Source organism: Helicobacter sp. (assembly GCF_022770205.1).
Lineage (GTDB): Bacteria > Campylobacterota > Campylobacteria > Campylobacterales > Helicobacteraceae > Helicobacter_D.
Genome location: NZ_JALEIK010000018.1, coordinates 1 through 25,854 on the forward strand (window position 1 = coordinate 1; position 25,854 = coordinate 25,854).

At 36.8% G+C, this 25,854-nt stretch carries 31 protein-coding genes and 2 tRNA genes; 22 read left to right on the forward strand and 11 right to left on the reverse strand.

The window, feature by feature from the left end:
* A partial coding sequence (locus MRZ19_RS03210; protein ID WP_291030278.1) for an AlwI family type II restriction endonuclease occupies positions 1–502 on the forward strand: 502 nt, incomplete at its 5' end.
* 52 nt (positions 503–554) lie between these two features.
* Here MRZ19_RS03210 and MRZ19_RS03215 read toward each other — a convergent pair.
* From MRZ19_RS03215 to glmM, 3 genes are all read right to left on the reverse strand, one after another.
* Positions 555–630: transfer RNA gene (locus MRZ19_RS03215), tRNA-Val, on the reverse strand.
* 27 nt (positions 631–657) lie between these two features.
* The gene (gene lspA, locus MRZ19_RS03220; protein WP_291030280.1) at positions 658–1,146 is read right to left on the reverse strand and encodes a signal peptidase II; all 489 of its coding nucleotides are present in this window, start codon (positions 1,144–1,146) and stop codon (positions 658–660) included.
* Positions 1,140–2,477 carry a phosphoglucosamine mutase gene (gene glmM, locus MRZ19_RS03225; protein WP_291030282.1) on the reverse strand — a complete coding sequence of 446 codons (1,338 nt, stop codon included), beginning with the start codon at positions 2,475–2,477 and terminating at the stop codon, positions 1,140–1,142. The genes lspA and glmM overlap by 7 nt, the downstream gene beginning before the upstream one ends.
* A gap of 80 nt (positions 2,478–2,557) precedes the next feature.
* Between glmM and rpsT the strand changes: the two genes are divergently transcribed.
* The 20 genes from rpsT (at position 2,558) to MRZ19_RS03325 (ending at position 19,109) form a co-directional block, all read left to right on the forward strand.
* Positions 2,558–2,833 (forward strand): 30S ribosomal protein S20, encoded by a 276-nt coding sequence (rpsT, locus tag MRZ19_RS03230; protein ID WP_291030284.1) that lies wholly within the window; start codon positions 2,558–2,560, stop codon positions 2,831–2,833.
* A 32-nt stretch (positions 2,834–2,865) separates the two neighbouring features.
* Positions 2,866–3,948: a peptide chain release factor 1 gene (gene prfA, locus MRZ19_RS03235; RefSeq protein ID WP_291030286.1), complete on the forward strand. Its 1,083-nt coding sequence runs from the start codon at positions 2,866–2,868 to the stop codon at positions 3,946–3,948.
* 47 nt (positions 3,949–3,995) lie between these two features.
* A tRNA-Ser gene (locus MRZ19_RS03240) sits at positions 3,996–4,086 on the forward strand.
* A gap of 161 nt (positions 4,087–4,247) precedes the next feature.
* A complete protein-coding gene (locus MRZ19_RS03245; RefSeq protein ID WP_291030288.1) occupies positions 4,248–5,321 on the forward strand; it encodes a transglycosylase SLT domain-containing protein in 1,074 nt (357 codons plus the stop codon).
* A gap of 1 nt (position 5,322) precedes the next feature.
* Positions 5,323–6,138, forward strand: a complete 816-nt coding sequence (locus MRZ19_RS03250; RefSeq protein ID WP_291030290.1) for a septal ring lytic transglycosylase RlpA family protein — start codon at positions 5,323–5,325, stop codon at positions 6,136–6,138.
* 14 nt (positions 6,139–6,152) lie between these two features.
* Positions 6,153–6,725 (forward strand): imidazoleglycerol-phosphate dehydratase HisB, encoded by a 573-nt coding sequence (gene hisB, locus MRZ19_RS03255; RefSeq protein ID WP_291030292.1) that lies wholly within the window; start codon positions 6,153–6,155, stop codon positions 6,723–6,725.
* On the forward strand, positions 6,722–7,216 hold the full coding sequence (locus MRZ19_RS03260; protein WP_291030294.1) for an HAD family hydrolase: 495 nt from the start codon (positions 6,722–6,724) through the stop codon (positions 7,214–7,216). The genes hisB and MRZ19_RS03260 overlap by 4 nt, the downstream gene beginning before the upstream one ends.
* Complete coding sequence (locus MRZ19_RS03265) at positions 7,200–7,751, forward strand: hypothetical protein (RefSeq protein ID WP_291030296.1); 552 nt, start codon at positions 7,200–7,202, stop codon at positions 7,749–7,751. The genes MRZ19_RS03260 and MRZ19_RS03265 overlap by 17 nt, the downstream gene beginning before the upstream one ends.
* Positions 7,748–8,209 (forward strand): lipopolysaccharide transport periplasmic protein LptA, encoded by a 462-nt coding sequence (lptA, locus tag MRZ19_RS03270; RefSeq protein WP_291030298.1) that lies wholly within the window; start codon positions 7,748–7,750, stop codon positions 8,207–8,209. The genes MRZ19_RS03265 and lptA overlap by 4 nt, the downstream gene beginning before the upstream one ends.
* A complete protein-coding gene (yihA, locus tag MRZ19_RS03275; RefSeq protein WP_291030462.1) occupies positions 8,209–8,859 on the forward strand; it encodes a ribosome biogenesis GTP-binding protein YihA/YsxC in 651 nt (216 codons plus the stop codon). The genes lptA and yihA overlap by 1 nt, the downstream gene beginning before the upstream one ends.
* On the forward strand, positions 8,856–9,398 hold the full coding sequence (locus MRZ19_RS03280) for a GNAT family N-acetyltransferase (RefSeq protein ID WP_291030300.1): 543 nt from the start codon (positions 8,856–8,858) through the stop codon (positions 9,396–9,398). The genes yihA and MRZ19_RS03280 overlap by 4 nt, the downstream gene beginning before the upstream one ends.
* Before the next feature lie 428 nt (positions 9,399–9,826).
* A complete protein-coding gene (gene mrdA / locus MRZ19_RS03285; RefSeq protein ID WP_291030302.1) occupies positions 9,827–11,674 on the forward strand; it encodes a penicillin-binding protein 2 in 1,848 nt (615 codons plus the stop codon).
* Positions 11,675–11,687: 13 nt separating this feature from the next.
* Positions 11,688–12,920 (forward strand): bifunctional phosphopantothenoylcysteine decarboxylase/phosphopantothenate--cysteine ligase CoaBC, encoded by a 1,233-nt coding sequence (gene coaBC / locus MRZ19_RS03290; protein ID WP_291030303.1) that lies wholly within the window; start codon positions 11,688–11,690, stop codon positions 12,918–12,920.
* A complete protein-coding gene (locus MRZ19_RS03295; protein WP_291030305.1) occupies positions 12,917–13,672 on the forward strand; it encodes a hypothetical protein in 756 nt (251 codons plus the stop codon). Before coaBC ends, MRZ19_RS03295 begins: the two co-directional genes overlap by 4 nt.
* Entirely contained in the window at positions 13,673–14,350 is a 678-nt protein-coding gene (locus tag MRZ19_RS03300; RefSeq protein ID WP_291030307.1) for a di-trans,poly-cis-decaprenylcistransferase, read from the forward strand. It abuts the gene before it with no gap.
* A gap of 14 nt (positions 14,351–14,364) precedes the next feature.
* Positions 14,365–15,006, forward strand: coding sequence for a LysE family translocator (locus MRZ19_RS03305; protein WP_291030309.1), 642 nt, complete (start codon positions 14,365–14,367; stop codon positions 15,004–15,006).
* Between the two features lie 121 nt (positions 15,007–15,127).
* Complete coding sequence (locus MRZ19_RS03310; RefSeq protein ID WP_291030311.1) at positions 15,128–15,685, forward strand: hypothetical protein; 558 nt, start codon at positions 15,128–15,130, stop codon at positions 15,683–15,685.
* Between the two features lie 105 nt (positions 15,686–15,790).
* Entirely contained in the window at positions 15,791–17,140 is a 1,350-nt protein-coding gene (gene gltX, locus MRZ19_RS03315) for a glutamate--tRNA ligase (RefSeq protein ID WP_291030313.1), read from the forward strand.
* Position 17,141: 1 nt separating this feature from the next.
* The gene (locus tag MRZ19_RS03320) at positions 17,142–17,435 is read left to right on the forward strand and encodes a YggT family protein (RefSeq protein ID WP_291030315.1); all 294 of its coding nucleotides are present in this window, start codon (positions 17,142–17,144) and stop codon (positions 17,433–17,435) included.
* Positions 17,436–17,444: 9 nt separating this feature from the next.
* The gene (locus tag MRZ19_RS03325) at positions 17,445–19,109 is read left to right on the forward strand and encodes a lytic transglycosylase domain-containing protein (RefSeq protein ID WP_291030317.1); all 1,665 of its coding nucleotides are present in this window, start codon (positions 17,445–17,447) and stop codon (positions 19,107–19,109) included.
* Between the two features lies 1 nt (position 19,110).
* Here the strand turns inward: MRZ19_RS03325 and MRZ19_RS03330 are convergent, their stop codons facing one another.
* The 6 genes from MRZ19_RS03330 to MRZ19_RS03355 form a co-directional block, all read right to left on the reverse strand.
* Positions 19,111–20,115: a beta-ketoacyl-ACP synthase III gene (locus MRZ19_RS03330; RefSeq protein WP_291030319.1), complete on the reverse strand. Its 1,005-nt coding sequence runs from the start codon at positions 20,113–20,115 to the stop codon at positions 19,111–19,113.
* Positions 20,116–20,127: 12 nt separating this feature from the next.
* Positions 20,128–21,117 carry a phosphate acyltransferase PlsX gene (plsX, locus tag MRZ19_RS03335; protein ID WP_291030321.1) on the reverse strand — a complete coding sequence of 330 codons (990 nt, stop codon included), beginning with the start codon at positions 21,115–21,117 and terminating at the stop codon, positions 20,128–20,130.
* Between the two features lie 12 nt (positions 21,118–21,129).
* Positions 21,130–21,285, reverse strand: coding sequence for a 50S ribosomal protein L32 (rpmF, locus tag MRZ19_RS03340; protein ID WP_291030323.1), 156 nt, complete (start codon positions 21,283–21,285; stop codon positions 21,130–21,132).
* Between the two features lie 18 nt (positions 21,286–21,303).
* Positions 21,304–21,675, reverse strand: coding sequence for a hypothetical protein (locus MRZ19_RS03345; RefSeq protein WP_291030325.1), 372 nt, complete (start codon positions 21,673–21,675; stop codon positions 21,304–21,306).
* Between the two features lie 3 nt (positions 21,676–21,678).
* Complete coding sequence (ndk, locus tag MRZ19_RS03350; RefSeq protein WP_291030327.1) at positions 21,679–22,092, reverse strand: nucleoside-diphosphate kinase; 414 nt, start codon at positions 22,090–22,092, stop codon at positions 21,679–21,681.
* Between the two features lie 116 nt (positions 22,093–22,208).
* Complete coding sequence (locus MRZ19_RS03355) at positions 22,209–22,925, reverse strand: MqnA/MqnD/SBP family protein (RefSeq protein ID WP_291030329.1); 717 nt, start codon at positions 22,923–22,925, stop codon at positions 22,209–22,211.
* Between the two features lie 148 nt (positions 22,926–23,073).
* Between MRZ19_RS03355 and MRZ19_RS03360 the strand changes: the two genes are divergently transcribed.
* Entirely contained in the window at positions 23,074–23,925 is an 852-nt protein-coding gene (locus MRZ19_RS03360) for an HDOD domain-containing protein (protein ID WP_291030331.1), read from the forward strand.
* On the opposite strand, the gene MRZ19_RS03365 is transcribed toward MRZ19_RS03360, so the two are convergent.
* Positions 23,922–25,070: a sugar transporter gene (locus MRZ19_RS03365; RefSeq protein ID WP_291030333.1), complete on the reverse strand. Its 1,149-nt coding sequence runs from the start codon at positions 25,068–25,070 to the stop codon at positions 23,922–23,924. The genes MRZ19_RS03360 and MRZ19_RS03365 overlap by 4 nt on opposite strands.
* Before the next feature lie 128 nt (positions 25,071–25,198).
* A complete protein-coding gene (locus tag MRZ19_RS03370; RefSeq protein WP_291030335.1) occupies positions 25,199–25,795 on the reverse strand; it encodes a peroxiredoxin in 597 nt (198 codons plus the stop codon).
* Positions 25,796–25,854: the final 59 nt, after the last annotated feature.

Below are 25,854 nucleotides of genomic sequence, written 5' to 3' on the forward strand. Positions count from 1 at the left end.
AGCAGGACTTAGTTTAGATTCTAAGCTCTTGCCAAAATCTCACGCAGTTGGAGGGAATGCGGACTTTGTTTATATTTATGATAATCATCATTTGATGATAGAAGCGACACTAACAGAAAAGACAAATCAACGCAGGGCTGAAATGGAAAGCGTGTCAAGGCATTTGGGGAATCTTTTGCTAAGTTTAGATTCTAAGATTCAAGCACAAAGCTATGGCATATTTATCGCACCTTACTTAGACAAAAATGTCCTAAACGACTTTAGAAGCCGACAAAATTGCTATTTTGAAAATGATAAAACACATATTAAAGGAATGCAGATTCTGCCCCTAAGCACAGATGATTTAATTAAAATCTTAGAATCTTGCCTAAGCTACAACGCCCTTATGCCAAAGTTTAAACAAGCCCTTAGCAGTAATGAAACTTGGGGTAGTAAGTGGTATCAGACTCATATTCAAGCAATGATTAATAGTTTAAATTCTTTCATAATTTTTATAGATTAGCATTCTTAAAGTGCTTTCAATTAGGATTTCTAAATTTATTTAAAATGTTTAATGGTGGCCACGACTGGACTTGAACCAGCGACCACTACCATGTCAAGGTAGTGCTCTACCAACTGAGCTACGCGACCTTGTTATTTGAAAGAATATACATTGTATCACGGCACGCTTTTATTTTTGCTTAAAAACACATTAAAGAGAATCAACGCAACTCCTGCATTAATCATCACATCAGCAAAATTAAAAATCGCAAACTCAAATTTATAATGCCAAAAAATATAATCCACCACTCCGCCGTGGATAAATCTGTCTAAAACATTAGAAATCCCCGCACCAAAAATCATTCCAAGTGCAATAGAATGCGCTTTTAACATCTCTGTATGCTTACATAAATAAAAAAAGATTCCAACTAAAAGTGCAATTTGCAAATACTTAAGCCACTCTTGCAAGAATGCCAACATTGAAAATGCCACGCCTTTATTATACACAAGCAATAAAGAAATCACATTTGTACCATAAATCACATCACCTTGCTGATAACCGCTTAAGACAAAATACCACTTAATTGCTTGATCTAGCAAAAACACAACACACAAAGCAACACAAAAGCCAAGCCAAGCGGAATTTTTAAAGCCCCCTTTTAGCAAATTTTACCCCTAAAATACTCTTCACACTCTAGCATAGCTTTATCTAAAAGTTTCACATCTTTACCTTCTAGCAAAATACGCAATTTATTCTCTGTCCCACTATAACGGATTAAATGGCGGATATTATGTGCTTCAATAGATTTTAAAAAGCTTTGATAATTTTCTAACGCTTCTAAACTTGGCTTAGAACTTACAGAGAGATTTTTTAGAATCTGCGGATAAAGATTAAAGCAATTTAACGCCTTAGAAGCGGGCTTTTTAGACTTTAAAACATAAGCGATTGTTTGCAAAGCACTCACTAAACCATCACCTGTTTTTGCAAAATCGCTAAAAATAATATGCCCACTTTGCTCCCCACCAAAATTTAAATCTTTCTCAAGCATTGCCTCAAGCACATATTTATCGCCCACGCTAGAGCGCACAAGTGCGATTCCGTGAGATTTTAAAAACTCTTCTAGGGCATAATTACTCATAATAGTTGCAACAATAGCATTATTTTTTAGCATTTTAGATTCTTTTGCTGCTAATGCTAGCACGCCAATTAACTTATCTCCGTGAATCACTTCCCCCCTTTCATCAACAACTACAAGTCTATCTGCATCGCCATCAAGTGCAAATCCAATATCCGCCCTCACGCGCCGCACTTCTTCTTGTAACATTAAGGGCTGCGTTGCGCCACAATTTTCATTAATATTAAAACCATTTGGTTCATCATTAATCACAAAAACTTCCGCCCCAAGCTCACTAAAAATTGTTGGCGCAACCTTATACGCCGCCCCATTTGCACAATCAAGCACAACACGGATTCCGTGCAAAGACAAATCTTTAGGAAAAGAATTTTTAATATGCACAATATAACGCCCTATTACATCATCAATTCTTTTAGATGAGCCAATCTCTTTACCGCTTTTTTGCGCTGCTTCAAGCGTGTTTAAATCCTTATAAATTTTCTCAATGGCTTCTTCATCTTTTTTATCAATCTTATATCCACTCCGCCCAAAAAACTTAATTCCATTATCCATAAAAGGATTATGGCTAGCACTCACCATTATCCCACCATCACAGCGCATATCTTCTGTTAAATACGCAATTGCAGGTGTTGGCATAGGACCAATTTGTATCACTGCATAACCCACTGCTGTAAGCCCGCTAACAAGGGCATTTTCTAGCATATATCCACTCCGCCTTGTGTCTTTACCTACTAGGATTTTATTTGTTTTTGCGTGTTCTCTGTAATAAATCCCAGCAGCAATTCCTAACTTAAGGGCGCAAAAGGCATCAAGTCTAACTCCTGCTTCGCCTCTGACGCCATCTGTCCCAAATAATTTCATACTTGTGCCTTTTTATTTGCTTTTAATAAAATGTTAAATAGAATTTTAGCTTAAATTTTTTATAAAAGGATTAACACCCTATGGCAAATCATAAATCAGCGGAAAAACGCATCCGTCAAACAAAAAAGCGCACCGAGAGAAACCGCTATTACAAAACAAGAATTAAAAATATGACAAGAGCTTTAAAGGAAGCCATCGAAGCAAAAGATTTAAATAAAGCGCAAGAAACAATGCAACAAATCAATCAAAACTTCCACAGCTATGTTAGCAAAGGAATTCTAACAAAAAATACCGCTGCTAGAAAAGTTAGCCGACTAAACGCTTCTGTAAAAAAACTTGCCCCAGCAAACGCTTAAATCTCAGCGTTTGTTTTCCCTAAAGCCCTTATATGCTAGCTTCTAAACTTCAGCCTTTTATCAAGCGTTATGATGAAATTAGCGCATTGCTTATTGATCCTAATCTCTTAAATGATATTAAACGCATTACAGAACTTAGTAAAGAGCAAAGCGACTTAGAAGAGCTTGTAGAAAAAGCGCGCACATATCTTAACAATCTACAAAGCATTGAAGAAAATAAAGCCTTACTAGAGGATAAAGAGCTAGGCGATTTAGCAAAAGAAGAGATTAAAGAAACAGAAGCACAAAATGTGGAATTAGAAGCAGAAATTAAAGCTTTATTACTTCCAAAAGATCCTAATGATGATAAAAACATTTACTTAGAATTGCGTGCAGGCACGGGCGGTGATGAAGCGGGGATTTTTGTGGGTGATTTATTCCGTGCTTATGTGCGCTATGCAGACCTTAAGGGTTGGAAAGTAGAAATCATTAGCTCTAGTGAAAATAGCGTTGGAGGCTATAAAGAAGTCATTGCGCTTGTTAAGGGCAAAGGTGCGTATTCAAGGCTAAAATTTGAAGGTGGAACACACCGCGTGCAACGCGTTCCTACCACAGAATCACAAGGCAGAGTGCATACCTCAGCAATCACAGTTGCCATTATGCCAGAAGTTGATGATGTGGAAGTTGTGATTAATCCTAATGATTTGCGCATTGAAGTTTTTCGCGCAGGCGGACACGGCGGACAATGTGTTAATACCACAGACTCTGCTGTTAGAATCACACATATTCCAACAGGGATTAGCGTGTCTATGCAAGATGAAAAATCCCAGCATAAAAATAAAGATAAAGCAATGAAAATCTTAAAAGCTAGGATTTATGAAGCAGAGCTTGAAGCGCAAATGGAGCAAAATGCAGAGGCTAGAAAATCTCAAGTTGGAAGCGGGGATAGAAGTGAGAGAATCCGCACTTATAATTATCCACAAAATCGCTTAACAGACCACCGCGTTGGTCTTACACTTTATAGTTTAGAAGAAACAATGTTAAGTGGAGGCTTAGACGCAGTCATTGACCCCATTGTTGCTTATTTTCAAGCAGAAGCACTACAAAATAGTGGCATCACAAGTGAAAAAACTTAAGCTGCCTTTTACTTAAAATTGTTACAATTAGCATTCTCTTTTCTTAAGGACAGATGGGTGAGTTGGCTGAAACCACATCCCTGCTAAGGATGCGTAGTCGCAAGATTACCGAGAGTTCGAATCTCTCTCTGTCCGCCACTTATTCTTTAAAAATGCAATCTACTATGCAATTCTTATTTAATGATTAATTAACGCTTTAATTTTATAAAGTCATCACAAATCAGCTTCTTGAAAAATCAGGTTTTTTTAGGTAAAATAAATATTCTTTAAGCTTATCTTTATTTTAAGGTTATCCCAAAATGAAAATTTTTTATCTGTTGCTTTGTTTGCTTACATTAAATTATGCACAATTTGATGATTTAACCTATGATACACGCAACGAAGAGGTATTAAAAACCTTTGATGTTGAGCCAGAATTTTTAAACAATAGTTATTTTATTGATGTCAAAAATAGCTTTTTTGCCGATGCGCACAGAGATTATTTACTAACAAAATTCAAAAATGGGCAAGAATTCATTCCAACACTAAGAGAAATGTTTCTAAAAGAAGGGATTCCACAAGAATTTTTGTATCTTGCAATGATAGAATCTGGCTTTTCTCTCACTGCAAAATCTAGCAAACGCGCCATTGGAATGTGGCAATTCATACCAAAAACTGCACAATCTTTAGGATTATCTATCAATGCGCAAATTGATGAACGCAAAGATCCGATTAAATCCACACAAGCTGCCATCACATATTTAAAACATTTAAAATCTTCCTTTGGCAAATGGTATCTCGCAGCAATTGCTTATAATTGTGGTGATGGATGCTTAAGAAGGGCAATTAAAAAAGCAGGAAGCGACTCACTAAGCGTGCTACTAGATCCAAAAGAAAAATACATTCCGTTAGAAAGCAGAATGTATATTCGTAAAATCCTTTCTGTTTCTTTACTTTTTCACAACATTAATACCCTAAAAGCAAACAACTATGATTATTTCTTAAATCGTGGTGCAAACTCTCTTTTAGCAACCATTGAAGTGCCACCTGCTACACCCCTTAACCAAATCTCTTCTAAAGTTGGAATCTCTTTAAACGAGTTAAAACGCTACAATCCCCAATTTAAGCGTGCCATTACACCAACATTTGCTAGAACTTATAGCGTGCATATTCCCTATCAATTTTTAGCGCAATATAAAGAAAATGCACAAAACCAAGAAGCAATCAAACTTAAACCCTATCTTGTGCATCGCGTAGGAAAGGGAGACACGATGTATTCTATTGCTAAACGCTATGGCATTCCAAGCAAACAAATCGCACAATACAATGGAATCACAGACATCCACACACTCTCTATTAATCAAGAAATTGTGATTCCATTAAACAAGGGGTAATATGCAAACTTTTGGAATCTTTTTTAAAATTTTTGTCGCAAGCTTCATACTTTTATTGCTTGCTGGCTGTGGCTCTAAGAAAATAAGCATTCCCTATAACGGAAGCACTCCAAATTATGGAACTATGCACAATAGCGCACAGGTGCAAAGAGCAACAATGCGTCCTTATCAAATTAATGGCAAATGGTATTATCCTACAACAGTAACGCTAGGGGAAAGCTATGATGGAGTCGCAAGTTGGTATGGTCCTAAATTCCACGGCAAAAAAACTTCCAATGGAGAAACTTATAATATGTATGCACACACTGCAGCACACAAAACTTTGCCAATGAACACAATTGTGCGTGTAACAAGTAAAGAAAATGGAAAATCCACCATTGTGCGCATTAACGATAGAGGTCCTTTCATAGCAGGTAGAATCATTGATTTATCCAAAGCCGCTGCAAATGACATTTCTATGACAGGCTTAGCGCGTGTGCGCGTGGAAGTCATAGGCTTTAATGGAGCAATTTCAAACTCTTTACCGCTCAATCAAGAAACCCTTGCACAAAGTGAATACAAAGTTACAACCACGCAAAAAACAATGCAACTCTCGCAATTCCTTGTCCAAATCGGTGCATTTAGACGCAAAGAAGGTGCACAAACCTATCAAAAAAGCTATACAAACATTCAAGGCTATCAAACCATCATTAAAGAATACCTATTTGAAGGCTCACCTATTTATCGCGTAATGTTAAGCGGTTTTAAAAGTGAAGCGGAGGCTAGAGATTTTATTGCTTCCCAAAAAATTGCAGGCGCATTCATTGCAGCAGAATAGTTAAGGTTAAGATTATGCAAACATTAACACGCAACACAAAAGAAACACAAACCACAGCTTCTTTAGAAGTCTATGGTAGTGGCAATGCAGAGATACAAACTGGAATTGGATTTTTTAACCATATGCTACAATCTCTCTGTAAGCACGCAAATTGGAATCTAAACCTAAACTGCAAAGGCGATTTAGAAGTGGATTTTCACCACAGCGTAGAGGATTGTGGAATCGTAATTGGCTCACTCTTAAAAACATCTCTTTTCCCCCTTAGCAAGATAGAACGCTTTGGCAATGCAAGCATTGTGATGGATGAAGCCTGTGTTGAATGTGATTTAGACTTAAGCAACCGCCCCTTTTTAGTGTATGAAGTCCCTGTTAGCGGAAAGGTTGGGGAGTTTGATTGTGAGTTAGTCGAAGAGTTTTTCCGTGCCGTTGTGCAAAATGCTGGAATCTCAGCGCATATTATTGCAAAAAGAGGCAAAAACCAACACCATTTAATTGAAGCTTGCTTTAAAGCCTTTGCAGTTGCCTTACGCAGAGCCTATGCAAAAAATGAAGCCCTAGGAATCCCTAGTACAAAAGGCATCTTATGATTAAGCTTATTGTGCTAGATGTAGATGGAACTTTAAGCGATGGGAATGTTATTTATAGCGATGAAGGAACAGAAATTAAAGCATTCAATGTCAAAGATGGCTTAGGAATTGCTGCTTGGATTAAGCTTGGAAGAGAAGTTGCAATCATTACTGGTAGAGAATCCAAAATTGTTGAAAATCGCGCCAAAGAGCTAAAAATCACCTACATTAAACAGGGCATTCAAAACAAGGCACAAGCCTTAAAAGAAATTTTAACACAGGCAAACATTCACCTTAATGAAGTTGCAATCATTGGCGATGATTTAAATGATTTGAGTATGCTTAAACTTGTAAAACATTCTTATGCACCCAAAGATGCAGCAAAGCTTGTGAAGCAAAATGTGCATAGAGTGTTGAAGCAAAAAGGTGGTAAAGGTGCTGTGCGCGCAATGATTGATGAACTTATCAAACAAGAAAATCTGGAGGCAAAACTTTATGGGCTATTCACTTAATCCCCTAAAAACCTTCCAAAGCGCACAACTTGTAACCTTCTTTTTTATCGCTTTGTGTGGTTTTAGTTTTGCAATGGTATTACTTTTAAGCGCAAAACACACACACATTACACAAACCCAAAAAGACATCACACGCTTTGAAGTCTTTGACTTTAAATATTTTAAAATCACAGAAAATGGTGTAACTACCATAGCCATTGGAAAAAAAGCGAGAGAAAATGCTAATAAAGAAAACGCACTAGAATTCTTAAATGTAAGAAATCGCAATGGCAATGCACAAGAGCATCTCCAAGCAGATTTTGCACTTTATAACAATAATAATATCTTCTTTCCACAGGGCGTTACTTACACGCGCGGTAATACAAAATTTTGGAGTCAGCAAGCACGCTATTATTTGGATTCTAAAAATTTAGAGGGCATAGGAGAATTTGTCATTTTGGACAAAAGCGCAACAATCCGCGGACGCAACATTATTTATAAGGACGAAAAAGTCTATGCAATCAATATCCGCGGAATCTTAAAAGGAAACCAATGAAATATTTAATAGGAATCCTATTTTTGGCACTTTTTGCATTCTCTGAAGAAATTGAAGTCAGCGCACAAGAGTTTGTGGGCGATGAGAAAAAAAAATTCACGCATCTTAAAGGAAATGTGGAAATTAAGCGCTCTAGCGATCGTTTAGTTTCCAATGAAGCTTTTGTGTATTTAGATTCCAACAATCGCCCTAGCAAAATGCAAGCCCTTGGCAATGTGCGCTTTTGGTTTAAGTTAAAAGACGGAAGGCAAATTGAAGGAGAATCTAACGAGGCTTTGTATTTGCCAAACACGCAAGAATATCAAATTTTAGGCAATGCAATTGTGCGTGAACTTAATAAGAAAAATGTTGTGCGTGGTGATAAAATCATTGTTCGCCAAAAAGATGGCTATATTAATGTTGTAGGCAATGAAAAAAAACCCGCACGGCTAATTTTTAAGCTAGATAAAGAGCAATGATGCAAAATTTTAGCCTAACCAATGCAAGCTTCATAACCTCAGCGCAAAACCTCTCACAATGCCCTCCGCCAGTGCTTTCAGAAGTTGCATTTCTAGGACGGAGCAATGTGGGCAAAAGCACACTCATTAATCTCTTATGCCATCAAAAAAATCTAGCAAAAAGTTCTTCTACTCCGGGAAAAACACGCTTAATAAATTTCTTTTTAACGCAATGGAAGGCAAACTTGCAAGATTCCACAAAAGATTCCATAAACAATTCTACGCAACAAGAGATTTTAAAGCTTATGTTTGTAGATTTGCCCGGTTTTGGCTATGCAAGGGTTGCAAAAAGCCAAAAGGAATTATGGAATCGCAATTTAGTAGAATTTCTGCGCAAAAGGGATTGTATTAGATTATTTGTGCATCTAAGGGACAGCAGACATCCTAATTTAGAAATTGATACAAATCTGCTTGCCTTTGTTAAGCAATTTTTAAGAGGGGATCAACGCTTTGTGCAGATTTTTACAAAATTTGATAAACTCAATGTTAGTGAGCAAAATAAACTCAAAAGCGCATTTCCCAATGCTTTATTTTCAAGCTCCCTAAAAAGACAAAACACTCCTAAAATTGCAGATTTTATTGTAGCAAACACATTAGGATATGCCTTATGATTATCGCACAACCAAAACTCAATGATATTCCAATAATGCGTGAAATTGTCCGCCCAGAAGTAGAAAAAGGCGTGATTTTAGAGCGTAGCGTAGATGTGATGGCAAATATGATTCGCTCTTACCGCGTAGCTTGGGAGGAACAAGAAGTTTTAGAAAAGAAGGAATTTTTGGATTCCAACTTTGGCAAGCTAATCTTAGAAAACAAACCCTTAAGTGCGCTTAATAACCCTGTAATGCTAGGCTTTTGCGCCTTGCATTTGCATTCTACCACATTAGCTGAAATTAGAAGTTTAATCGTTGCCCCCTTTGCTCAAAGGCTAGGTATTGCCACAGCACTGATTAAAGATTGCCAAAAGGAAGCTAAATTGCTTGGAGTAAAAGAAATTTTAGTGCTAACTTATAAGCGCACACTCTTTGAAAAACTAAATTTTATAGAAATTAGCAAAGATAAAATTCCTAATCAAAAAATTTGGGCGGATTGTATTTTATGCAAACACTTTCCACTATGCGAAGAAATAGCACTGATAAAAGAAATCTAAGAATCTTTTTCTTAGTTTTTTTTATTTTTTATGTTGCAATTACAGATATTTATTACCTTTTGCCGCCACTTTTTGGGGTAGCCTATGTTCTAGCGCAAGAAAAATATGAAGAAAAAAACTTTGGAATCTTCTACATTTTAATTCCTCTTTTTATTTATTTTGAAGCAAATAAAGGGCTACCCTTCCTTAGCACGCTTTTATTTATGCTCTTCTCTTTTAAGATTCTACTCCCAAAGTTCCGTAAATTCTTTGGCTTTAGCAAGATTTTCATTCCATTATTTATTTTTTATGCATATTTTGGTTATTTTGCTTTCCTTTACTTTTTTGGATGGCTTTTTGATGCATCCATTCCAGAATTTTCTTGGCTTTTAGCACTCTATGCTGGAATTGAAATGTTTTTAATTTGGATTTTTTTGTGGATTTTATAGATGAACGCACGCATTATTTTAGTCTTTAGCATTTTTGTGTTGTTTTGGCTTTTACTGCTTGTTAGAATCTTTGACATTAGCATTTTAGAACATCATAATTTTGAAGAGCAAGCAAGTAAAAATATGCTCCGCCAAGAACCCATTGCTCCCATTCGCGGGCAGATTTTAGACCGCAACGGATTGCCTCTTGCAACAAATACCGTAGGCTTTAGCATTTCTTTGCCCCCACGCCTATCTTTACGCACTAATTTGCCCCTTTTAGAGCAAGAGATAGAAAAACTTTTAGTCTTTTTTCCAGAATACTCTAAAGAAGAGCTAATTAAGAAATACCGCCAAAAAGATTCCCCTTATAATCACGAATTTATTTCTGTGATTGATTTTGTAGAACATAGCACAATTTTAAAACATTATCCCAAACTTAGCCGAAGTGATACACTGCGCATAATCCCTCTAGCGCGCCGATTTTATCCTAACCACACAGCAGCTTCCCATATCATTGGTTATGTTAGTCGCGCCAACCAACAAGACATTGAGCGTCAGCCCATTGCCAAATACACAGGGCATATTGGCAAAGAAGGATTAGAACGCCAATATGATACCTTTTTGCAAGGAGAGCTTGGTGAGCGTGTGGTAAAAGTTACCGCCCTCAATCAAGAAGTGGGCGTGCTTTCCTATAAAGAAGCTGTTGAAAACCGCAATCTTATTACAACCCTTGATATAAAACTCCAAAAAACAATGGATTCCATCTTTACAGATAAAAATGGTGCAGCTATCATTATGGACATACACAATGGCGAGATTCTAGCAGCAGGAAGCTATCCAGAATACGATTTAAACCATTTTGTAGGCGGAATCTCTTATGAGAATTGGAATGCCCTGCGTGGTAACCCCCATAAACCTCTAATTAATAAATTTATAAATGGCTTATATCCTCCCGGTTCTGTGGTAAAGATGGGAATGGGATTAGCACTTTTAGAGTATGCTGATATTGATGAAAATACAGAAATTAAAACCCCACCTTTCATTGAATTAGGTGGGCGCAAATTTCGCGATTGGAAAAAGGAGGGGCACGGCAGTGCTGATTTATACAAGGCAATCAAACGCAGTGTGGATGTGTATTTTTATATCCTAGCCCAGCGCACAGACTTTGAAAACATTGCTAATGTATTAAAAAAAATGGGTTTAGGCACAAAAACAGGAGTGGATTTACCCAATGAATTTGCCGGAATCGTGCCAAGCCCCTCCTTTAAAAAAAAGCGTTATAAACAAGAATGGTATTTAGGCGATAGTGTTGTTAGCTCTATTGGACAAGGGCTCTTTCTAACCACACCCTTACAAATTGCAAACTACACCGCCCTAATTGCAAGCGGCAAGCTCCCTACTCCCCATTTTGTCAAAAATACACAAGAAACACCACCAAAAGATGTGTTAAATGCCTTTGAACAAAGCAAACTCCCAGCCTTGCGTGAAGGAATGCGCCAAGTGTGTTCTGAAATTGGCGGCACAGCAAACTACACGACAAGAGAATCTAAAGCTTATTTAGCCTGCAAAACGGGAACTGCACAAGTTGTTGGAATCTCTCAAGAAGACAAAGCAAGAATCAAAGAAGAGGATATGGACTATTTTCACCGCTCCCAAGCTTGGATTACAGGATTTTTACCAGCAGATAATCCGCGCTATGTGATCACCATCATTGTAGAACACGGCGGAAGTGGTAGCGGAGCTGGTGGTCCTGTGCTTGCAAAACTCTCAAATGCGCTTGTGGATTTAGGCTATGTAAAGCCCTACAAAAAAAATTTCAAAGCTCCGAGTCAAAACGATTTGAATTTTGAATTAGAAGCGCAATGATAAAGGGAAAAGAATGGAACAGCTAAATCAAACAATCCAAAGCTTAGGACAACTCTTAAAAGATAAAAAAATTGCACTTGGCGTGTGTGGTAGCGTAGCAATTTACAAAAGCTTAGAATTAATTAGAATCTTACAAAAGCTAGGAGCAAGCGTGCGTGTGGTAATGAGCAAAGGAGCGCAGGATTTTATCCAACCCTTACTCTTTGAAGCCATTTCACATCATAGCGTACTAACGCAGAACACACAAAGTTGGGGAGAGATTCCTCACAATCACATTGAACTTGCCACTTGGGCAGATGCCTTTGTAATTGCCCCCTGCAGTGCAAATACGCTTAATAAAATCGCCTATGGAATTGCAGATAATGTGCTGTTAGAAAGTTTTTTAGCCTTTGATAAAATAAAACTCATAGCCCCAGCAGCAAATACAAAAATGCTAGAAAACAAGGCAACTATGGAATCTCTAGCGATTTTACAGCAAAGAGAAATGGCACTCATAGCCCCTCAATGCAAAGAGTTAGCGTGCCAAACAATTGGAAATGGCGCATTAGCAGAGCCTTTAGAAATTGCCTATCAAATCTTGCGCGCCTTTTATCAAAACCCTTTTTGGAAGCAGGCGTGTGTGTGTGTCAGTGGTGGCAGCAGCAAGGAAAGTATTGATGCAGTGCGCTATCTCTCTAATGATTCTAGCGGCAAAATGGGAGCTAGCATTGCCCTTGCTGCCTATTTTTTAGGGGCTAAAGTGGAGTTTATAAGCTCAAAATTCCCTTTTATCCTGCCCTTAGAAATAACAATCAAAAAGGTAGAATCCACACAAGAGTATTTAAAAGCCATCCAACAATGGCAAAAGTTGGAATCTAAAACACAAAATTTTTTGTTTATGAGCGCAGCAATTAGCGATTATATCCCTAAAAATCAAATTAAAGAGAAGTTAAAAAAGCAAGAATTAGGACAAGTTTGGAATCTCTCATTAATTGAAAACCAAGACATTTTAGCAACACTCTCTAAAACACAAAAAACCATCGGCTTTAAGTTAGAATCCAAAGATGGAATCCAAAACGCAAAAGAAGCCCTAAAAAACAAGGGCTTAGACGCCATTTGTCTAAACACCATCACACAAGAACATAATCCCTTAAATGCTAACAACAATCAACTTTTATGGATGAGCAATACATTGACGAAAGATTTAGGATTGTGCGATAAACTAAGTTTAGCATTTAAAATTTTAGAACAGGCAGAGCATTTATGATTAAGCAATTGCACCAACTAGCCCAAGTGCAAAACACACTCCAAAACTCCGCTAAAACAACGCAATTCAACGCCACATTGCCCATTAAGCTTGAAGTGATGGAAAAGCTCCAAGGCATTCGCTATATGCTAAAAGTGGGCAACACAGCAATGAAAACAAAAAGCCTAAAAGAACTCCAAATTGGCGGCAAATATTGGGCGATGATGGGACGCACAAGCACAGGCTCTATCACACTTTCAAACCTTATTAAACAGCCAAATTTACTCAAAGATTCCAACATTCCTTTAAAACTCAATGAAAAAACTCTAGAGCAGTTTTTAAAAAATAGTGAAAATCCCTTTGATGTGATGAAGGGCTTTTTAACCGAACGCCTAGCAAATGCGGAATCCAAATGGGAGTTTGCCTTTCTTAGCCATATGCTAATGTCCCTAAGGCATAAGGTTTTAACCCTACCACTCCGCTATGATGACAGCAAAGATGGTTTTATGCAGCTCAAAAAAAAACGCATAAAAGAGCAAGAATGCTTAGAATTTTATTCTGTATTTTCAAACTTAGGCGCAACTTGGGGCTTACTTTGGGACTTTAAAGAAGGCGTGCGCTTAGATATTAGCGTAATGTATGAGAGTGTAGCAAATCTTTTGCGTAGAAATTTAGATACTTTAGCTTTTATTCAAAAAACACACATCAATGTTAATAGCAATATTGTGCCACTTTATGAGTTTAGCGACTCTTTGTTGGATTTAGAGGGCTAAATGCCAAAACATCTAGCAATCATTATGGATGGGAATGGTAGATGGGCTAAAAAACATCTTAAAACACGCACTTTTGGACATAAGGCTGGAGCACAAAAAATCCAACAAATCACAGAGTTTTGCGCCAAATATGGAATCGCTTTTTTAAGTCTTTATGCGTTTTCAACAGAAAATTGGAAACGCCCAAAAACTGAAGTAAACTTTCTAATGCGCTTGCTTGAAGAATATTTAGATTCTAAATTTACTACTTATTTAAACAATAATATCATCTTTAAAGCCATCGGCGATTTAAGCATTTTTAGCACGCAATTACAAGAAAAAATCTGCTCTTTAGAACTTGCCACAAAAGAGCAATGCAGTGGCTTAACACAAATCCTAGCCTTAAATTATGGCTCACAAGATGAGTTGCGTCGCGCCTTTTTAAAGCTTTCTGCTTTACGCCTTGAAACACTTAGCATTGAAGCCATTGAAAATGCCCTTGATACTGCTAAGATTCCGCCTGTGGATATGCTAGTACGCACAGGCGGAGAGATGCGCCTTTCAAACTTCCTTTTATGGCAGAGCGCCTATGCAGAATTGTTTTTCACACAAACACTTTGGCCAGATTTTAGCAAAGAAGAGTTAGAATCAATGCTTTTAGCATTTAAAACCCGCAATCGCCGCTTTGGAGGCTTGTAATTTAAGGATATATAATGCTATCTTTTGAACTTCTTTTTGTCTATCTTATCTCAATCATCACGCTTATTGCTACGCCCGGACCTGTTGTTGCCCTTGTGATTAAAAATGCTTTGCAAAATCCACAAAATAGCTTTAAAAGCGCATTTTTTACCATCTGTGGCACAAATCTTGGCTCACTTGTGCTAATCTCTCTAAGCATTGCCGTAATTTTAGGCGCGACACGCATTTCAAGCCTTGCGCTATCACTACTTAGCCTGCTTGGCTCTTGCTTTATCTTTTATCTAGGATTTAGCTCCCTTTTTGCTAGCAAAGCCAAAGAGCAGCCTAGTAACTCCACCCCACACACGCAATTGACTCTTAGAAAATGCTTTATGCAAGGGCTTTTTCTAAGCCTTAGCAATCCTAAGGATATTTTGTTTTTCATCGCATTTTTTCCGCAATTTATAGGCATAACAGATTCTATAATCTTTAGCATTATTCTTTTAGCATTCCTTTGGATATTGCTTGATTTTAGCTTACTTCTTATTCTTAGCTATTTCGCACAAAAAGCAAAACTAGAGAGATTCCAAAGGCTTATCACCCTTTTTAGCGACCTTGTGCTATGTGGCATAGGAATTGTAGGAATTATTTATGGAATCTCCCATTTAATGCTATAATCTTAATCCATTAATTTGCCCCCCCCCCCGCACACCAGCAACAAAAGATTTAGACAAACTTCTTAATACTTTAAAACAAAATTTTAACAAACAAGAAAAACACTTACAACAAGAATTACAAGTGCGTGGGATCCAAAAAGAACTCGCCATCTATTTGTATTTAAACGACTTTATCCACAAAACCAAGCACTACACGCCAAACGATATTCAAGAAAACATAGATTTTAAAAATCTCTATGAATATTTTACAAAGCTAGAATACGGACATTGCGGGCAAAAACCCTATGCGCTCTTTTGGCTTTTGGAGTATTTTGGATTAGAATCGCACGCGATAGGATACTCTGATATTTTAGGCTGGTCGCACGGATTTTTAGAAGTTAAAACCCACAATCAATGGCAGATTTTAGACCCAACCTTTAATGTCTTTTTTAATATCGGCATAGAAGATATTATCCAAGATCCCTATTGCAAACGCAAAATCCTAAGCCTATATTCTAATGAGTTTTACACAGATTCCACGCAAGACTACGAAGATTTTGTTCAAACAATCATTGATGCAAACACGCACACAACTTTTAAATACAATAGGGAATGGTTTATGTTTATGGGATTTTATCCCTTTGTTCCACCAATTTTAACCTTTAATCTTAGCAAACCAGAATCCAAAAAACCTCTATGATATTCGCCAAGATAGTCGCTACCAATTTGTCTAAACTTCAAGTTTAAGGTGCTATTTTAATTTTGCTTATGCTAAAATCCCAAGATTTTAACACAAGGTTTTAAGATGCTACGATTTGCACCAAGCCCAACAGGCGATATGCACACAGGAAATTTGCGTGCCGCTGTGTTTAACTACATTTTAGCCAAGCAACGCAATGAGAAATTTTTGCTCCGCATTGAAGACACAGATATAGCGCGCAACATTGAAGGCAAAGACAAAGATATTATGTTTTTGCTCAATCTTTTTGGCATCACTTGGGATAATCTTGTGTATCAAAGCCATAATTTTGAACGCCATCGCCAATTAGCAGAGTATTTAATCCAACAAAAAAACGCATTTTATTGCTATTGCACAAAGGAATTTTTAGACAATAAACGCGAAATTGCAAAGGCAAACCACCAAGCATTCCGCTATGATGACTCTTGGGCAGAGCTTGAAAAAGACAAAAATCCACGCCCTGTTGTGCGTTTAAAAGCCCCTAGCAAGCAAATATCATTCCACGATGCCATTAAAGGAGATATTGTTTTTGCGCCTAATGAAATTGAGAGTTTTATCATCTTAAAAGAAGATGGAATCCCAACTTATAATTTTGCCTGTGCGGTTGATGATATGCTCTATGATATTGATTGTATCGTCCGTGGAGAAGATCATGTAAGTAATACGCCCAAACAAATGCTAATCCACCATTATTTAAACTATGAAAAAACCATTAAATTTGCGCATTTGCCGATAATCCTTAATGAAGAAGGCAAAAAAATGAGCAAAAGGGATAATGCTTCTAGTGTGCAATGGCTCTTAGATTGCGGGTTTTTGCCACAGGCGATTGTGAATTATCTCGTGCTAATGGGGAATAAAACGCCTTGTGAAGTCTTTAGCCTAAAGGATACTTTTAAATGGTTTGACATTACAAAAATCGCCAAAGCTCCGGCGCATTTTGATATTGATAAGCTAAAATTCCTAAATAGAGAGCATTTTAAAAAACTTAGCGAGCAAGATTTAGCAGTGCTTTTAGGCTATAAGGATTCCACAATTGGCGCATTAGCAAAGCTGTATTTACAAGAAGCAAGCACACTTAATGAAATCCGCCAAAAAGTGGACTGCATTTTTGCCAAAAAAGCCCTACTTTTAGAGCAAAAGTTGGAATCCAAAAACCAAGAAGCACAAGAGATTTTAGAATTTAAAGATTCTATTGATACTTTGCAACTAGCCCTTCTCTCTCTCTTAAAAGAACAAGATTTTAAAAGGGCAGAATTTAATTCCTTTAAAACACAGGCAATGCAAATAAGCGGATTAAAGGGCAAGCACTTCTTTAAGTCTTTGCGGTTTTTGCTAACAGGACACATACACGGACCAGAACTTAGCGACCTTTTTCCATATTTGCGTTTGTATTTAGATGATATTTTAAGGAATTAAAATGATTTTAAGCACTTTTATTCAAGCCTTTGCGCAAATTTTAAGTATGGCAATCAACATCTACATCTGGATCATTATCATTGCAGCCCTCATCTCTTGGGTGCGTCCAGACCCTTATAATCCTATTGTGCAGATTCTCTATCGTTTAACTGAACCGCTCTACACAAAAATTCGGCGCATTATTCCAACATCAATTGGTGGAGTGGATTTAACGCCAATTTTAGTCATTTTAGTGCTAAAATTCATTGATTTATTTGTTGTGCAACTTCTCTTTGAGTTTGCACGCAGTATCTAAAGGCTATTAATGAAAAAACTTGTATTTTTTTTATGTTGCGTTAGCTTTACATTTGCCAATACACAACCCACAAAAACCCAAGAAATTACACTCAATCAAAACATCACTTTAGACTATCTTAAAAAACAACCTGCTGGAATCTCAAGGGATTTTTACATTTGGCTATTCTTACAACAAGACATTACGCCAAAAGAAGCAAAAGAAGCCTATGATCTTGCTATGCGCAAAAATCCAAAACTCTTTGGACTCTACTTTAAAAAAGGTGATAATAAAACACTCTCACGCAAAACAATCTGCGAACAAATGCCCCTTAATAATCTTTTAAAAGAAGATGCACAATGTATTGCATTGGGACTAACCACCAAAAAAGCAGAATCCCTTGATAAAAAAACACTTAAAAAGCTCTCAGATAGTGTCAAACCGCATAATCTAAAGCTTTCTAAAGAATTACAAATTCTAGCTTCTAAAAATCCTTTTGAAACTTTAATTGCACAAGATGCTAAAACTTTTGGAAGCTTTTATTTTAGCGTTTCACAGAATTATCGCAACCATTTAAATATTAAGATTCCACAAGATACAATCATAAGACTCATCAATGAAAACGATGGCAATTTTAATCGCGCTTTAAAGCATATGATTCTCTCGCCAAATCTTAAAACCTTCAATGCTTCACTAACAACAATCAAATCCCAAAGTATCATTAATAGACTTGATGCAGAAACTTCCTTTTATCTAGGCTTAAATGCAATGCACTATGACAAAAAGGAGCAAGCACTTTCTTATTTTCTACACTCCCAAAAACTATCAAAACACTCCTTTAACAAAAACCGCTCAACATTTTGGGCTTTTTTAGCAAGCAATGACGAACTCTATTTACAAGAACTTACTCAATCTAAAAGCGTAGATGTCTATAGCCTTGCAAGCCTTGAAATGCTTGAAAAACACCCAAATTACAACATTGTTTATGACATTCCCATAAAAGCAAAAAATGCAAATTGGGATTTTAAAAATCCCTTTGAATGGGAGAGAATCCGCGATTCTTTTAAAGCCCTAAAAACATCCAATGAATATTCTGCTAAAAAACTCTTATTAAAAACGCATAGCGCAGAAACTGAGGCGCATTATGTATGGCTCTCACGCGATTTTAGCAAAGAATATTTTTTAATGCCTTATAAAGAAGTGTTTTCCAACTTTTCAAACGATAAGCAAGCACTGCTTTATGCTCTTGCAAGGCAAGAAAGTCTATTTATCCCAACGGCAATTTCTACTTCTTATGCGCTAGGACTTATGCAGCTTATGCCTTTTAATGTCAAAGCTATCGCTAAAGAGTTAAAACAAGAGCATAAAATCAGTTATCTTGATATGTTTGATCCTGCCATTAATGTTCCTTATGCAGAATATTTTACCCGCCCTTTAATCAAGGAATTTAACCATCCACTTTTTATCTCTTATGCTTACAACGGAGGACCAGGCTTTACACGCCGCTTGCTTGCTAAAAACTATCTCTTTAAAAAGAATAATCCCCTAGATCCTTGGTATAGTATGGAAATGATTCCTTATGAAGAATCTCGCATTTACGGAAAAAAAGTCCTTGCAAATTATGTGATTTACCAAAGAAAATTGGGCAAAGAAGTGAATGTTTTAGACCTTTTACGCGAAACGCTTGTGTATTAGATTATTTGCCATTAAAAGTAAGAATCACAGAGCCCCAAGTTAAACCGCCCCCAAAAGCGTCTAAAAGAAGCCTTGAACCTTTTTGGATTCTACCTTCTTCATACAAATCATTCATCGCCATAGGGATTGAAGCAGCAGAAGTGTTGCCGTATTTTTGCACCGTTAAAGCGACTTTTTCTTTAGGAAAATCTAGCGCATCACCCACAGCAGAAATAATGCGCAAATTTGCTTGATGGGGGATAAAAAAATCAATGGAATCTTTACTAATCTGATTTCTTTCTAAAATTTCAACCACATCTTGCGTGAGTGTTTTAACAGCCAATTTAAAAGTTTCATTCCCCTTCATCTTAATAAATTGCAAGCGTTCTTGTAAAACTCTATCATTTGCAGGATTGCGACTCCCACAGCCTGGAGTCATTAAAAAATCTTGATATTGCCCATTTGACGCACAATTCACATCTAAAATACTAAGATTCTTATCCTCCGTTACACCAATAATTGCCGCACCTGCTCCATCACCAAAAAGCACGCAAGTGCTTCTATCTTGCATATCCATAATGCTTGAAAGCTTTTCAGCACCAATAATCAGGACATTTCTATGCACCCTTGATACAATCAAAGATTTTGCTAAATAAAGCAGATAAATAAACCCACTACACGCCGCTGCAATATCAAATGCAGGCTTCCCAATAATCCCTAAATTATGCGCCACAACACAGGCAGTTGAAGGCATACAAAAATAATCCGGAGAAATTGTCGCAACAATGACTGCATCTATATCGCTAGGCTTTAGATTTGCACGCTTCATTGCTATTTTTGCAGCCTTTGTTGCAAGATCGCTTGTGGCTTCATTTCCATCAGCAAATCTACGCTCTTTAATCCCTGTGCGCTTAGTGATCCACTCATCGCTAGTGTCCACAATTTTAGAGAGAGCATTATTTGTAATAATTTGACTTGGAACATACGCACCAATGGAGTTTAAACTCGCATATATAGGCTTCTCCATTGGTTTCTCCTTCTAATCCTTAAATTGCTCTAGTGCAATTTCAATGTTATGATTCACAGCATTTTCATAGGCTAAGATTGCTTGAAACACAGCATTTTTCATTGCCTTTGCATTGCTTTTTCCGTGGCAGATAATCACATTGCCATTCACTCCTAAAAGCGGTGCACCGCCATATTCAGCATAATCAATTTGTTTTTTAAGCTTTTTAAACACATTTTGCATAAACAATGCACCAAAGATTCCAATAGGGGAAGCTTTAATATGTTTTTTAAGCAAAAAAGAAATGGAATTTGCAACACCTTCGCTTGCCTTTAACACAGCATTTCCCACAAAACCATCACAGACAATCACTTCTACATTGCCATCAAAAATATTATTCCCTTCCACATTACCCACAAAATTTGGATGCTTTTTCAGAAGTTCAAATGCAATTTTTGTCATCTCATTACCCTTGCACTCCTCTTCACCATTTGCAAGCAATCCAATGCGCACTTTAGGATAGTTTAAAATCGCCTTTGCATATTCATAACCCATAATTCCAAACTCAAACAAATTTTCCGGCTTACAATCCGCATTTGCACCGACATCTAAAACCAAACTCTTATTTCCATCAATACGCGGCATTAGAGTGCAAATTGCAGGGCGCAAGACATTATTTAGCCGTCCAATCTTAAGTGTGGCTAAACTCATTGTAGCACCGCTATGCCCAGCAGACACAACTGCATCTGCAACTTTATTTTTTAGCATTTCCATTGCAACATAAATGGAGCTTCCTTTACGCTTTAGCGCAGAAGTTGCTCCATCTTCCATTGCAATATAATCATCACAATGCACAACTTCCACTCTACCTTGTAAATTGACAGGAATTAAAGGCTTAATCACTTGTGCATCACCCACAAGCACCAGCGTAAAATCACGCTCTTTAAGTGCTTGCAGTGAGCCTTGCACAAGTGGTGCAGACCCAAAATCTCCACCCATTGCATCTACGGCAATCTTCATCATTATGCCCTAGTTTTAGTTACTCTTATAATTTCCAGTAAATTTATTCACACGATGTGGCATCTTCCAAGTGCCATCTTTATCTTTGATGGGAACTGCCAATGTTAGCTTATAATGCGTTCTTCTCTTTGCTGCTCTTGTTTTACTTACGCGTCTTTTTGGTACTGCCATTTGTTACTCCTTAAAAAATTAATCGTCTTTTATGTGATAATCACAGCGAATCATCTCTAACTCGCCCTTTAAAATTTCGCTTAAATCAATATTACCATTTTCACACTCAATCACATCTTCAAAATGCGCATTGTCTAAATGCACAATGCCATCACTAAGATAAAACTCTAAATGCTCATAGAGTGTTTTTTCATACTCTTCTCCGCTAATATCACAGATTAGAGTAATGCTTCCTTTTAAGATTCCTTTTAGTTTCAGCAAATCAAAGTGGCTCTTATCATAAAAGAGAATGCCTTCTAAATGTGCTTTTTTGTCATCACTCTCTACTAAAAATGGAATCTTTTCTCCGTTTTTACAAGTTTGGAATGCTTTTTGAAAAGCCAATTGCATTAACTAACAAATTTCTCTTGTTGAAAAGAAGAATGCAATCTCTCTTTGTGCATTCTCTAGGCTATCGCTTCCGTGCACTGCATTTGCATCAATGCTATCAGCAAAATCCGCACGAATCGTTCCAGCAGCTGCTTCTTTTGGATTTGTAGCTCCCATTAGCTCACGATTTTTAGCCACAGCATTTAGTCCTTCAAGCACCATCACAACAACAGGTCCGCTCACCATAAAATCCACTAAATCTTCAAAGAAAGGACGCTCCTTATGCACTGCATAAAATTCTTTTGCATCATTTCTACTAAGTCTGATTTTTTTCATTGCTACAATTTTTAAACCATTGCTCTCAAATCTATCAACAATTTTCCCAATCACATTTTTTTGCACCGCATCAGGCTTGATAATAGATAATGTCTGCTCCATTGCTACTCCTAAAAACCCATTTGGGATTTTTTAAAATTCAAAGGGTAGCATTATATTGAATTAAACCTACATTTTAGTTTAAAATCAAAAATTGTCAAAATTTTTCAAATCCACCTTTAAAATCTTGTTGGCGGTTTGATTCCTAAAATACGCAATATTCTATAAAATCGCTCCACTCCAAATTGCGCTTTTTTATCAATCTTATAGGACAAAACTTTAAGATAATTTCTAATCTCTTTGCTTTTAACTCCGCTTTTGGATTCTGCATTTTTAAGCATAAAATATGGAATCTTAACATTTTTCTTAACAAATGCACACATTAACTTTGTATAAAATGCACGATTCTCTCTAACACACAATCGCCCAAACACAAAAGGTAAATGCTCTCTTTGCACCCATTTTTCTCCCATATCCAAATACATAATCTCCTTCCCATTTTTCCTATAATCTTGCTCTTGCTGTAGCACTTCTACCAACGCTCTATCGCCAATAAGCACGCGCCCTTGCAATCCTAAAACCTTTAAAAGCGCATTGGAAGTTGCAGATTGATAATCCTCACCCTGCTCTTTTGGCAAACAAATCACGCTAATCACTTTTTTACGCGCTATGATTCCAACATTTGTTATGTGAAACTTCTCCTTTTGCGCCCTTAAAGCAGTGATAGATGAGAGAAATCCCGCATCAATGCGCCCAAATAAAAATTCCCTATTTAAATGCGCAGGATAGGATTTTTTTTGATGGTAAAAAAGCTGAAATTGTGAAGGTTTTGGATAAGCACGCACAAACACTTCAAAGGGCAGAAGGTTTAAATAATCAATTTTTCCAAAACGCATAAAATGTCCTTTAAGATTTGCATTATTTTAACACAGCTTGCACCAAAAAATTCTAATTCCTAAAAACTCCTTATATATATTAAAGGATTGTTTTAATAAATTTAATATAAAATTTATGCTCCACATTACAATACTCAGGGGAAATTCTATGAATCCTTTACTTGTAGAAACCATTAAAGAACTACCACCTCTGCCGCAAACCGTTATAGAATTATGCGATTATGTAGATTCCATTGGAGCAGATTTAGAAATTTCTAAAGTTGCAACGATTTTGTCAAAAGATCCCTTAATTGTTGGTGAGCTGTTGCGTCTTGCAAACTCTCCAATGTATGGATTCTCACGCCAAGTTTCAACCATCCAACAAGTTGTTTCTTTACTAGGAGCTGGAACAATTAAAAACACCGTAATGGCAAATGCAGTCCGCTCAAACTTTTCTGTAAATGTTTCGCCTTATGGATTAAACAATGATGTTTTTTTAGCCAATTGCGCTAAAGAAGTAGATTTTATCTTGGCGTGGCTAAGAAAAGAAGACAAACATCTTGCTGATGAGCTAGTCCCTTGTGCAATGCTATTGCGCCTAGGAATGATTTTACTTTCTGATATGTTAATTAAATCAGGAAAGGACAAAGAATTTTTAGAGAAAAATCGCGCAAATAACTTTCAAAATGTGCAGGACTTAGAGAACGAATATTGCGGTGTAGATAGCGTTTCTTTTTTAGGATTCCTTTTTAACCACTGGGAATTTGATGAAAATCTTATCCAAAGCATTGCACACATTAATAATCCCCACGCAGCTGCACAAGAACTCAAAAAGAATGCGTATGCGCTTGCAGTAACAAACTGCTTATTTGAACCCTATCACCCACTTAGTCAATTCAATTCTAAAAAATCCATTGCTCTTATTAACGAAGCCATTGGGCAAGGAATAGTTTTTAACAGAGAAAACTTTCTAGCAAAACTTCCAGAAAAAGCAAAACAAAATCTCACTAAAGGCGATTAAGATTCTGCTTTTGGAATCTCTTTTGCAAAACTTAACCTATAATACACGCACACACAAAATGCAATCAATGCACCAAAATAACCAACATATCCCGCATTTAAAAACCCAACAATAAGCCCACCAAAATACGCACCACTTCCAATTCCTAGATTATAAATTCCAGAAAAAATAGACATTGCAATAGAAGTCCCAACAGGCACTAAATACAACACCTTTGCTTGAAGAGTAAGTCCAAATAGCGTGATGGATAAACCCCAAAGCACACAAACCAACACTATACTCAAGGAATTAAAGCTTAGGATTTTTAAAAGCAAAAGTGCAACAAACACTCCAAAAATAGCAAAAGCCAAAAAAGTCTCCTTATGTTTATCATAATATTTGGAAAATAAATATCCCCCAACAACACCCATTGCTCCAAAGATTACAAGAGTTGCAGTGATTCCATTTTGACTAAAATGCGCATTTTGTGCCAAAAATGGCTCTATGTAGCTATATGCAATAAAATGTGCAGTAACTAGACACATTGTGATTCCATAAACACCTAAGAGTTTTGGAGTTTTTAACAATTGAGGCAAAGAACGCAAAGAAACCACACCGCCACTTGGCATTTGTGGCAGTGTTTTTAAAAGTGCTAAAAAGACTAAAAATGCCACAATTCCAATGATAAAAAAACTCACTCTCCAGCCAAAATACAACCCAATCATACGCCCTAAAGGGACTCCAGCTAACAAAGCTGTGCTAGTGCCAACAATCACAAAACTAATTGCTATGCTTTCTTTGCCTTTTGGTGCAGCACGCACTGCCATAGGCGTAGCAATAGACCAAAACAATGCGTGCGCACAAGCCACGCCAATGCGCAAGAATATTAGCATTGCATAACTATTAGCAAATGCCAAAAAAAGATGCACAACAACAAATAACCCCATCACAAAAAGCAAAAGCTTTCTTAGATTAAAACGCGAACACATTAACATTAAAGGCAATGATGCAAAAGCAACTACTAAAGCATACACACTCATCAAAAACCCAGCCTTCGCTTCTGTGATTCTAAAATCTGTGGCAATGAGTGTTAAAAGTCCAATGGGAATAAATTCTGAAGTGTTAAAAATAAACGCTACAAAACTAATGGCAATGACTGCTTGCATTCTTGTCCTTGAAATTAAACACGCATTATACTGCGATTCCATCTAAAGAGTGTTAAGAAGATCAATAAAAGTTTAGAAGATTTTAAACGAAGTAAAAATAAGACTCCTAAAAAGGAATCTTATTAAAATTAAAGTTTATCAGCGTTTTGAGATAAGTATTCTGCAACACCTTCTGTTGTTGCTTTCATTCCTTTATCACCTTTATTCCAACCAGCAGGGCATACTTCTCCGTGCTCTTCAAAGAATGTTAGCGCATCGCACATTCTTAGCATCTCATCCATATTTCTACCAAGTGGCAAATCATTAATCACAGCGTGGCGAACTACTTGATTTTTGTCAATCAAGAATGAACCTCTAAGCGCAACAGAACCATCAAATAGCACATCATAATCTCTCGAAATTTGCTTATTTAAATCCGCAACCATAGGGAATTGCACATTTCCGATTCCACCTTGATTTACAGGCGTATTTTTCCAAGCAAAATGCACAACATCAGAGTCAATAGACACACCAATTACATTAAATCCCTTTGCTTCAAAATCTTTTACTCTTTTATCCATAGCAATGATTTCTGATGGGCAAACAAATGTAAAATCAAGTGGCCAAAAGAATAAAACCGCACCATTTCTACCTAAATTTCTTGAAAGTTCAAAATCTTTTACGATTTGGTTATTTGCTAAAACAGCAGACGCTTTAAAATCAGGAGCTTTTTTTGTAACCAACATTGTTAAATCCTTGTAAAAAAATATTTATTGATAAAAAATATCAATTGAAAGATTATAAC

Excerpts from the sequence above, each read along its gene's own strand:
- MRZ19_RS03355 (WP_291030329.1), bottom strand. The coding sequence starts at position 22,925 with ATGCGTTTTGGAAAAATTGATTATTTAAACCTTCTGCCCTTTGAAGTG.
- gltX (WP_291030313.1), top strand. The coding sequence starts at position 15,791 with ATGCTACGATTTGCACCAAGCCCAACAGGCGATATGCACACAGGAAAT.
- mrdA (WP_291030302.1), top strand. The coding sequence starts at position 9,827 with ATGAACGCACGCATTATTTTAGTCTTTAGCATTTTTGTGTTGTTTTGG.
- MRZ19_RS03305 (WP_291030309.1), top strand. The coding sequence starts at position 14,365 with ATGCTATCTTTTGAACTTCTTTTTGTCTATCTTATCTCAATCATCACG.
- MRZ19_RS03265 (WP_291030296.1), top strand. The coding sequence starts at position 7,200 with ATGGGCTATTCACTTAATCCCCTAAAAACCTTCCAAAGCGCACAACTT.
- hisB (WP_291030292.1), top strand. The coding sequence starts at position 6,153 with ATGCAAACATTAACACGCAACACAAAAGAAACACAAACCACAGCTTCT.
- MRZ19_RS03245 (WP_291030288.1), top strand. The coding sequence starts at position 4,248 with ATGAAAATTTTTTATCTGTTGCTTTGTTTGCTTACATTAAATTATGCA.
- MRZ19_RS03260 (WP_291030294.1), top strand. The coding sequence starts at position 6,722 with ATGATTAAGCTTATTGTGCTAGATGTAGATGGAACTTTAAGCGATGGG.
- MRZ19_RS03370 (WP_291030335.1), bottom strand. The coding sequence starts at position 25,795 with ATGTTGGTTACAAAAAAAGCTCCTGATTTTAAAGCGTCTGCTGTTTTA.
- ndk (WP_291030327.1), bottom strand. The coding sequence starts at position 22,092 with ATGGAGCAGACATTATCTATTATCAAGCCTGATGCGGTGCAAAAAAAT.
- MRZ19_RS03280 (WP_291030300.1), top strand. The coding sequence starts at position 8,856 with ATGATTATCGCACAACCAAAACTCAATGATATTCCAATAATGCGTGAA.
- rpsT (WP_291030284.1), top strand. The coding sequence starts at position 2,558 with ATGGCAAATCATAAATCAGCGGAAAAACGCATCCGTCAAACAAAAAAG.
- rpmF (WP_291030323.1), bottom strand. The coding sequence starts at position 21,285 with ATGGCAGTACCAAAAAGACGCGTAAGTAAAACAAGAGCAGCAAAGAGA.
- yihA (WP_291030462.1), top strand. The coding sequence starts at position 8,209 with ATGCAAAATTTTAGCCTAACCAATGCAAGCTTCATAACCTCAGCGCAA.
- glmM (WP_291030282.1), bottom strand. The coding sequence starts at position 2,477 with ATGAAATTATTTGGGACAGATGGCGTCAGAGGCGAAGCAGGAGTTAGA.
- MRZ19_RS03330 (WP_291030319.1), bottom strand. The coding sequence starts at position 20,115 with ATGGAGAAGCCTATATATGCGAGTTTAAACTCCATTGGTGCGTATGTT.
- MRZ19_RS03250 (WP_291030290.1), top strand. The coding sequence starts at position 5,323 with ATGCAAACTTTTGGAATCTTTTTTAAAATTTTTGTCGCAAGCTTCATA.
- MRZ19_RS03345 (WP_291030325.1), bottom strand. The coding sequence starts at position 21,675 with ATGCAATTGGCTTTTCAAAAAGCATTCCAAACTTGTAAAAACGGAGAA.
- plsX (WP_291030321.1), bottom strand. The coding sequence starts at position 21,117 with ATGATGAAGATTGCCGTAGATGCAATGGGTGGAGATTTTGGGTCTGCA.
- MRZ19_RS03365 (WP_291030333.1), bottom strand. The coding sequence starts at position 25,070 with ATGCAAGCAGTCATTGCCATTAGTTTTGTAGCGTTTATTTTTAACACT.
- prfA (WP_291030286.1), top strand. The coding sequence starts at position 2,866 with ATGCTAGCTTCTAAACTTCAGCCTTTTATCAAGCGTTATGATGAAATT.
- MRZ19_RS03320 (WP_291030315.1), top strand. The coding sequence starts at position 17,142 with ATGATTTTAAGCACTTTTATTCAAGCCTTTGCGCAAATTTTAAGTATG.
- coaBC (WP_291030303.1), top strand. The coding sequence starts at position 11,688 with ATGGAACAGCTAAATCAAACAATCCAAAGCTTAGGACAACTCTTAAAA.
- MRZ19_RS03325 (WP_291030317.1), top strand. The coding sequence starts at position 17,445 with ATGAAAAAACTTGTATTTTTTTTATGTTGCGTTAGCTTTACATTTGCC.
- MRZ19_RS03295 (WP_291030305.1), top strand. The coding sequence starts at position 12,917 with ATGATTAAGCAATTGCACCAACTAGCCCAAGTGCAAAACACACTCCAA.
- lptA (WP_291030298.1), top strand. The coding sequence starts at position 7,748 with ATGAAATATTTAATAGGAATCCTATTTTTGGCACTTTTTGCATTCTCT.
- MRZ19_RS03300 (WP_291030307.1), top strand. The coding sequence starts at position 13,673 with ATGCCAAAACATCTAGCAATCATTATGGATGGGAATGGTAGATGGGCT.
- MRZ19_RS03360 (WP_291030331.1), top strand. The coding sequence starts at position 23,074 with ATGAATCCTTTACTTGTAGAAACCATTAAAGAACTACCACCTCTGCCG.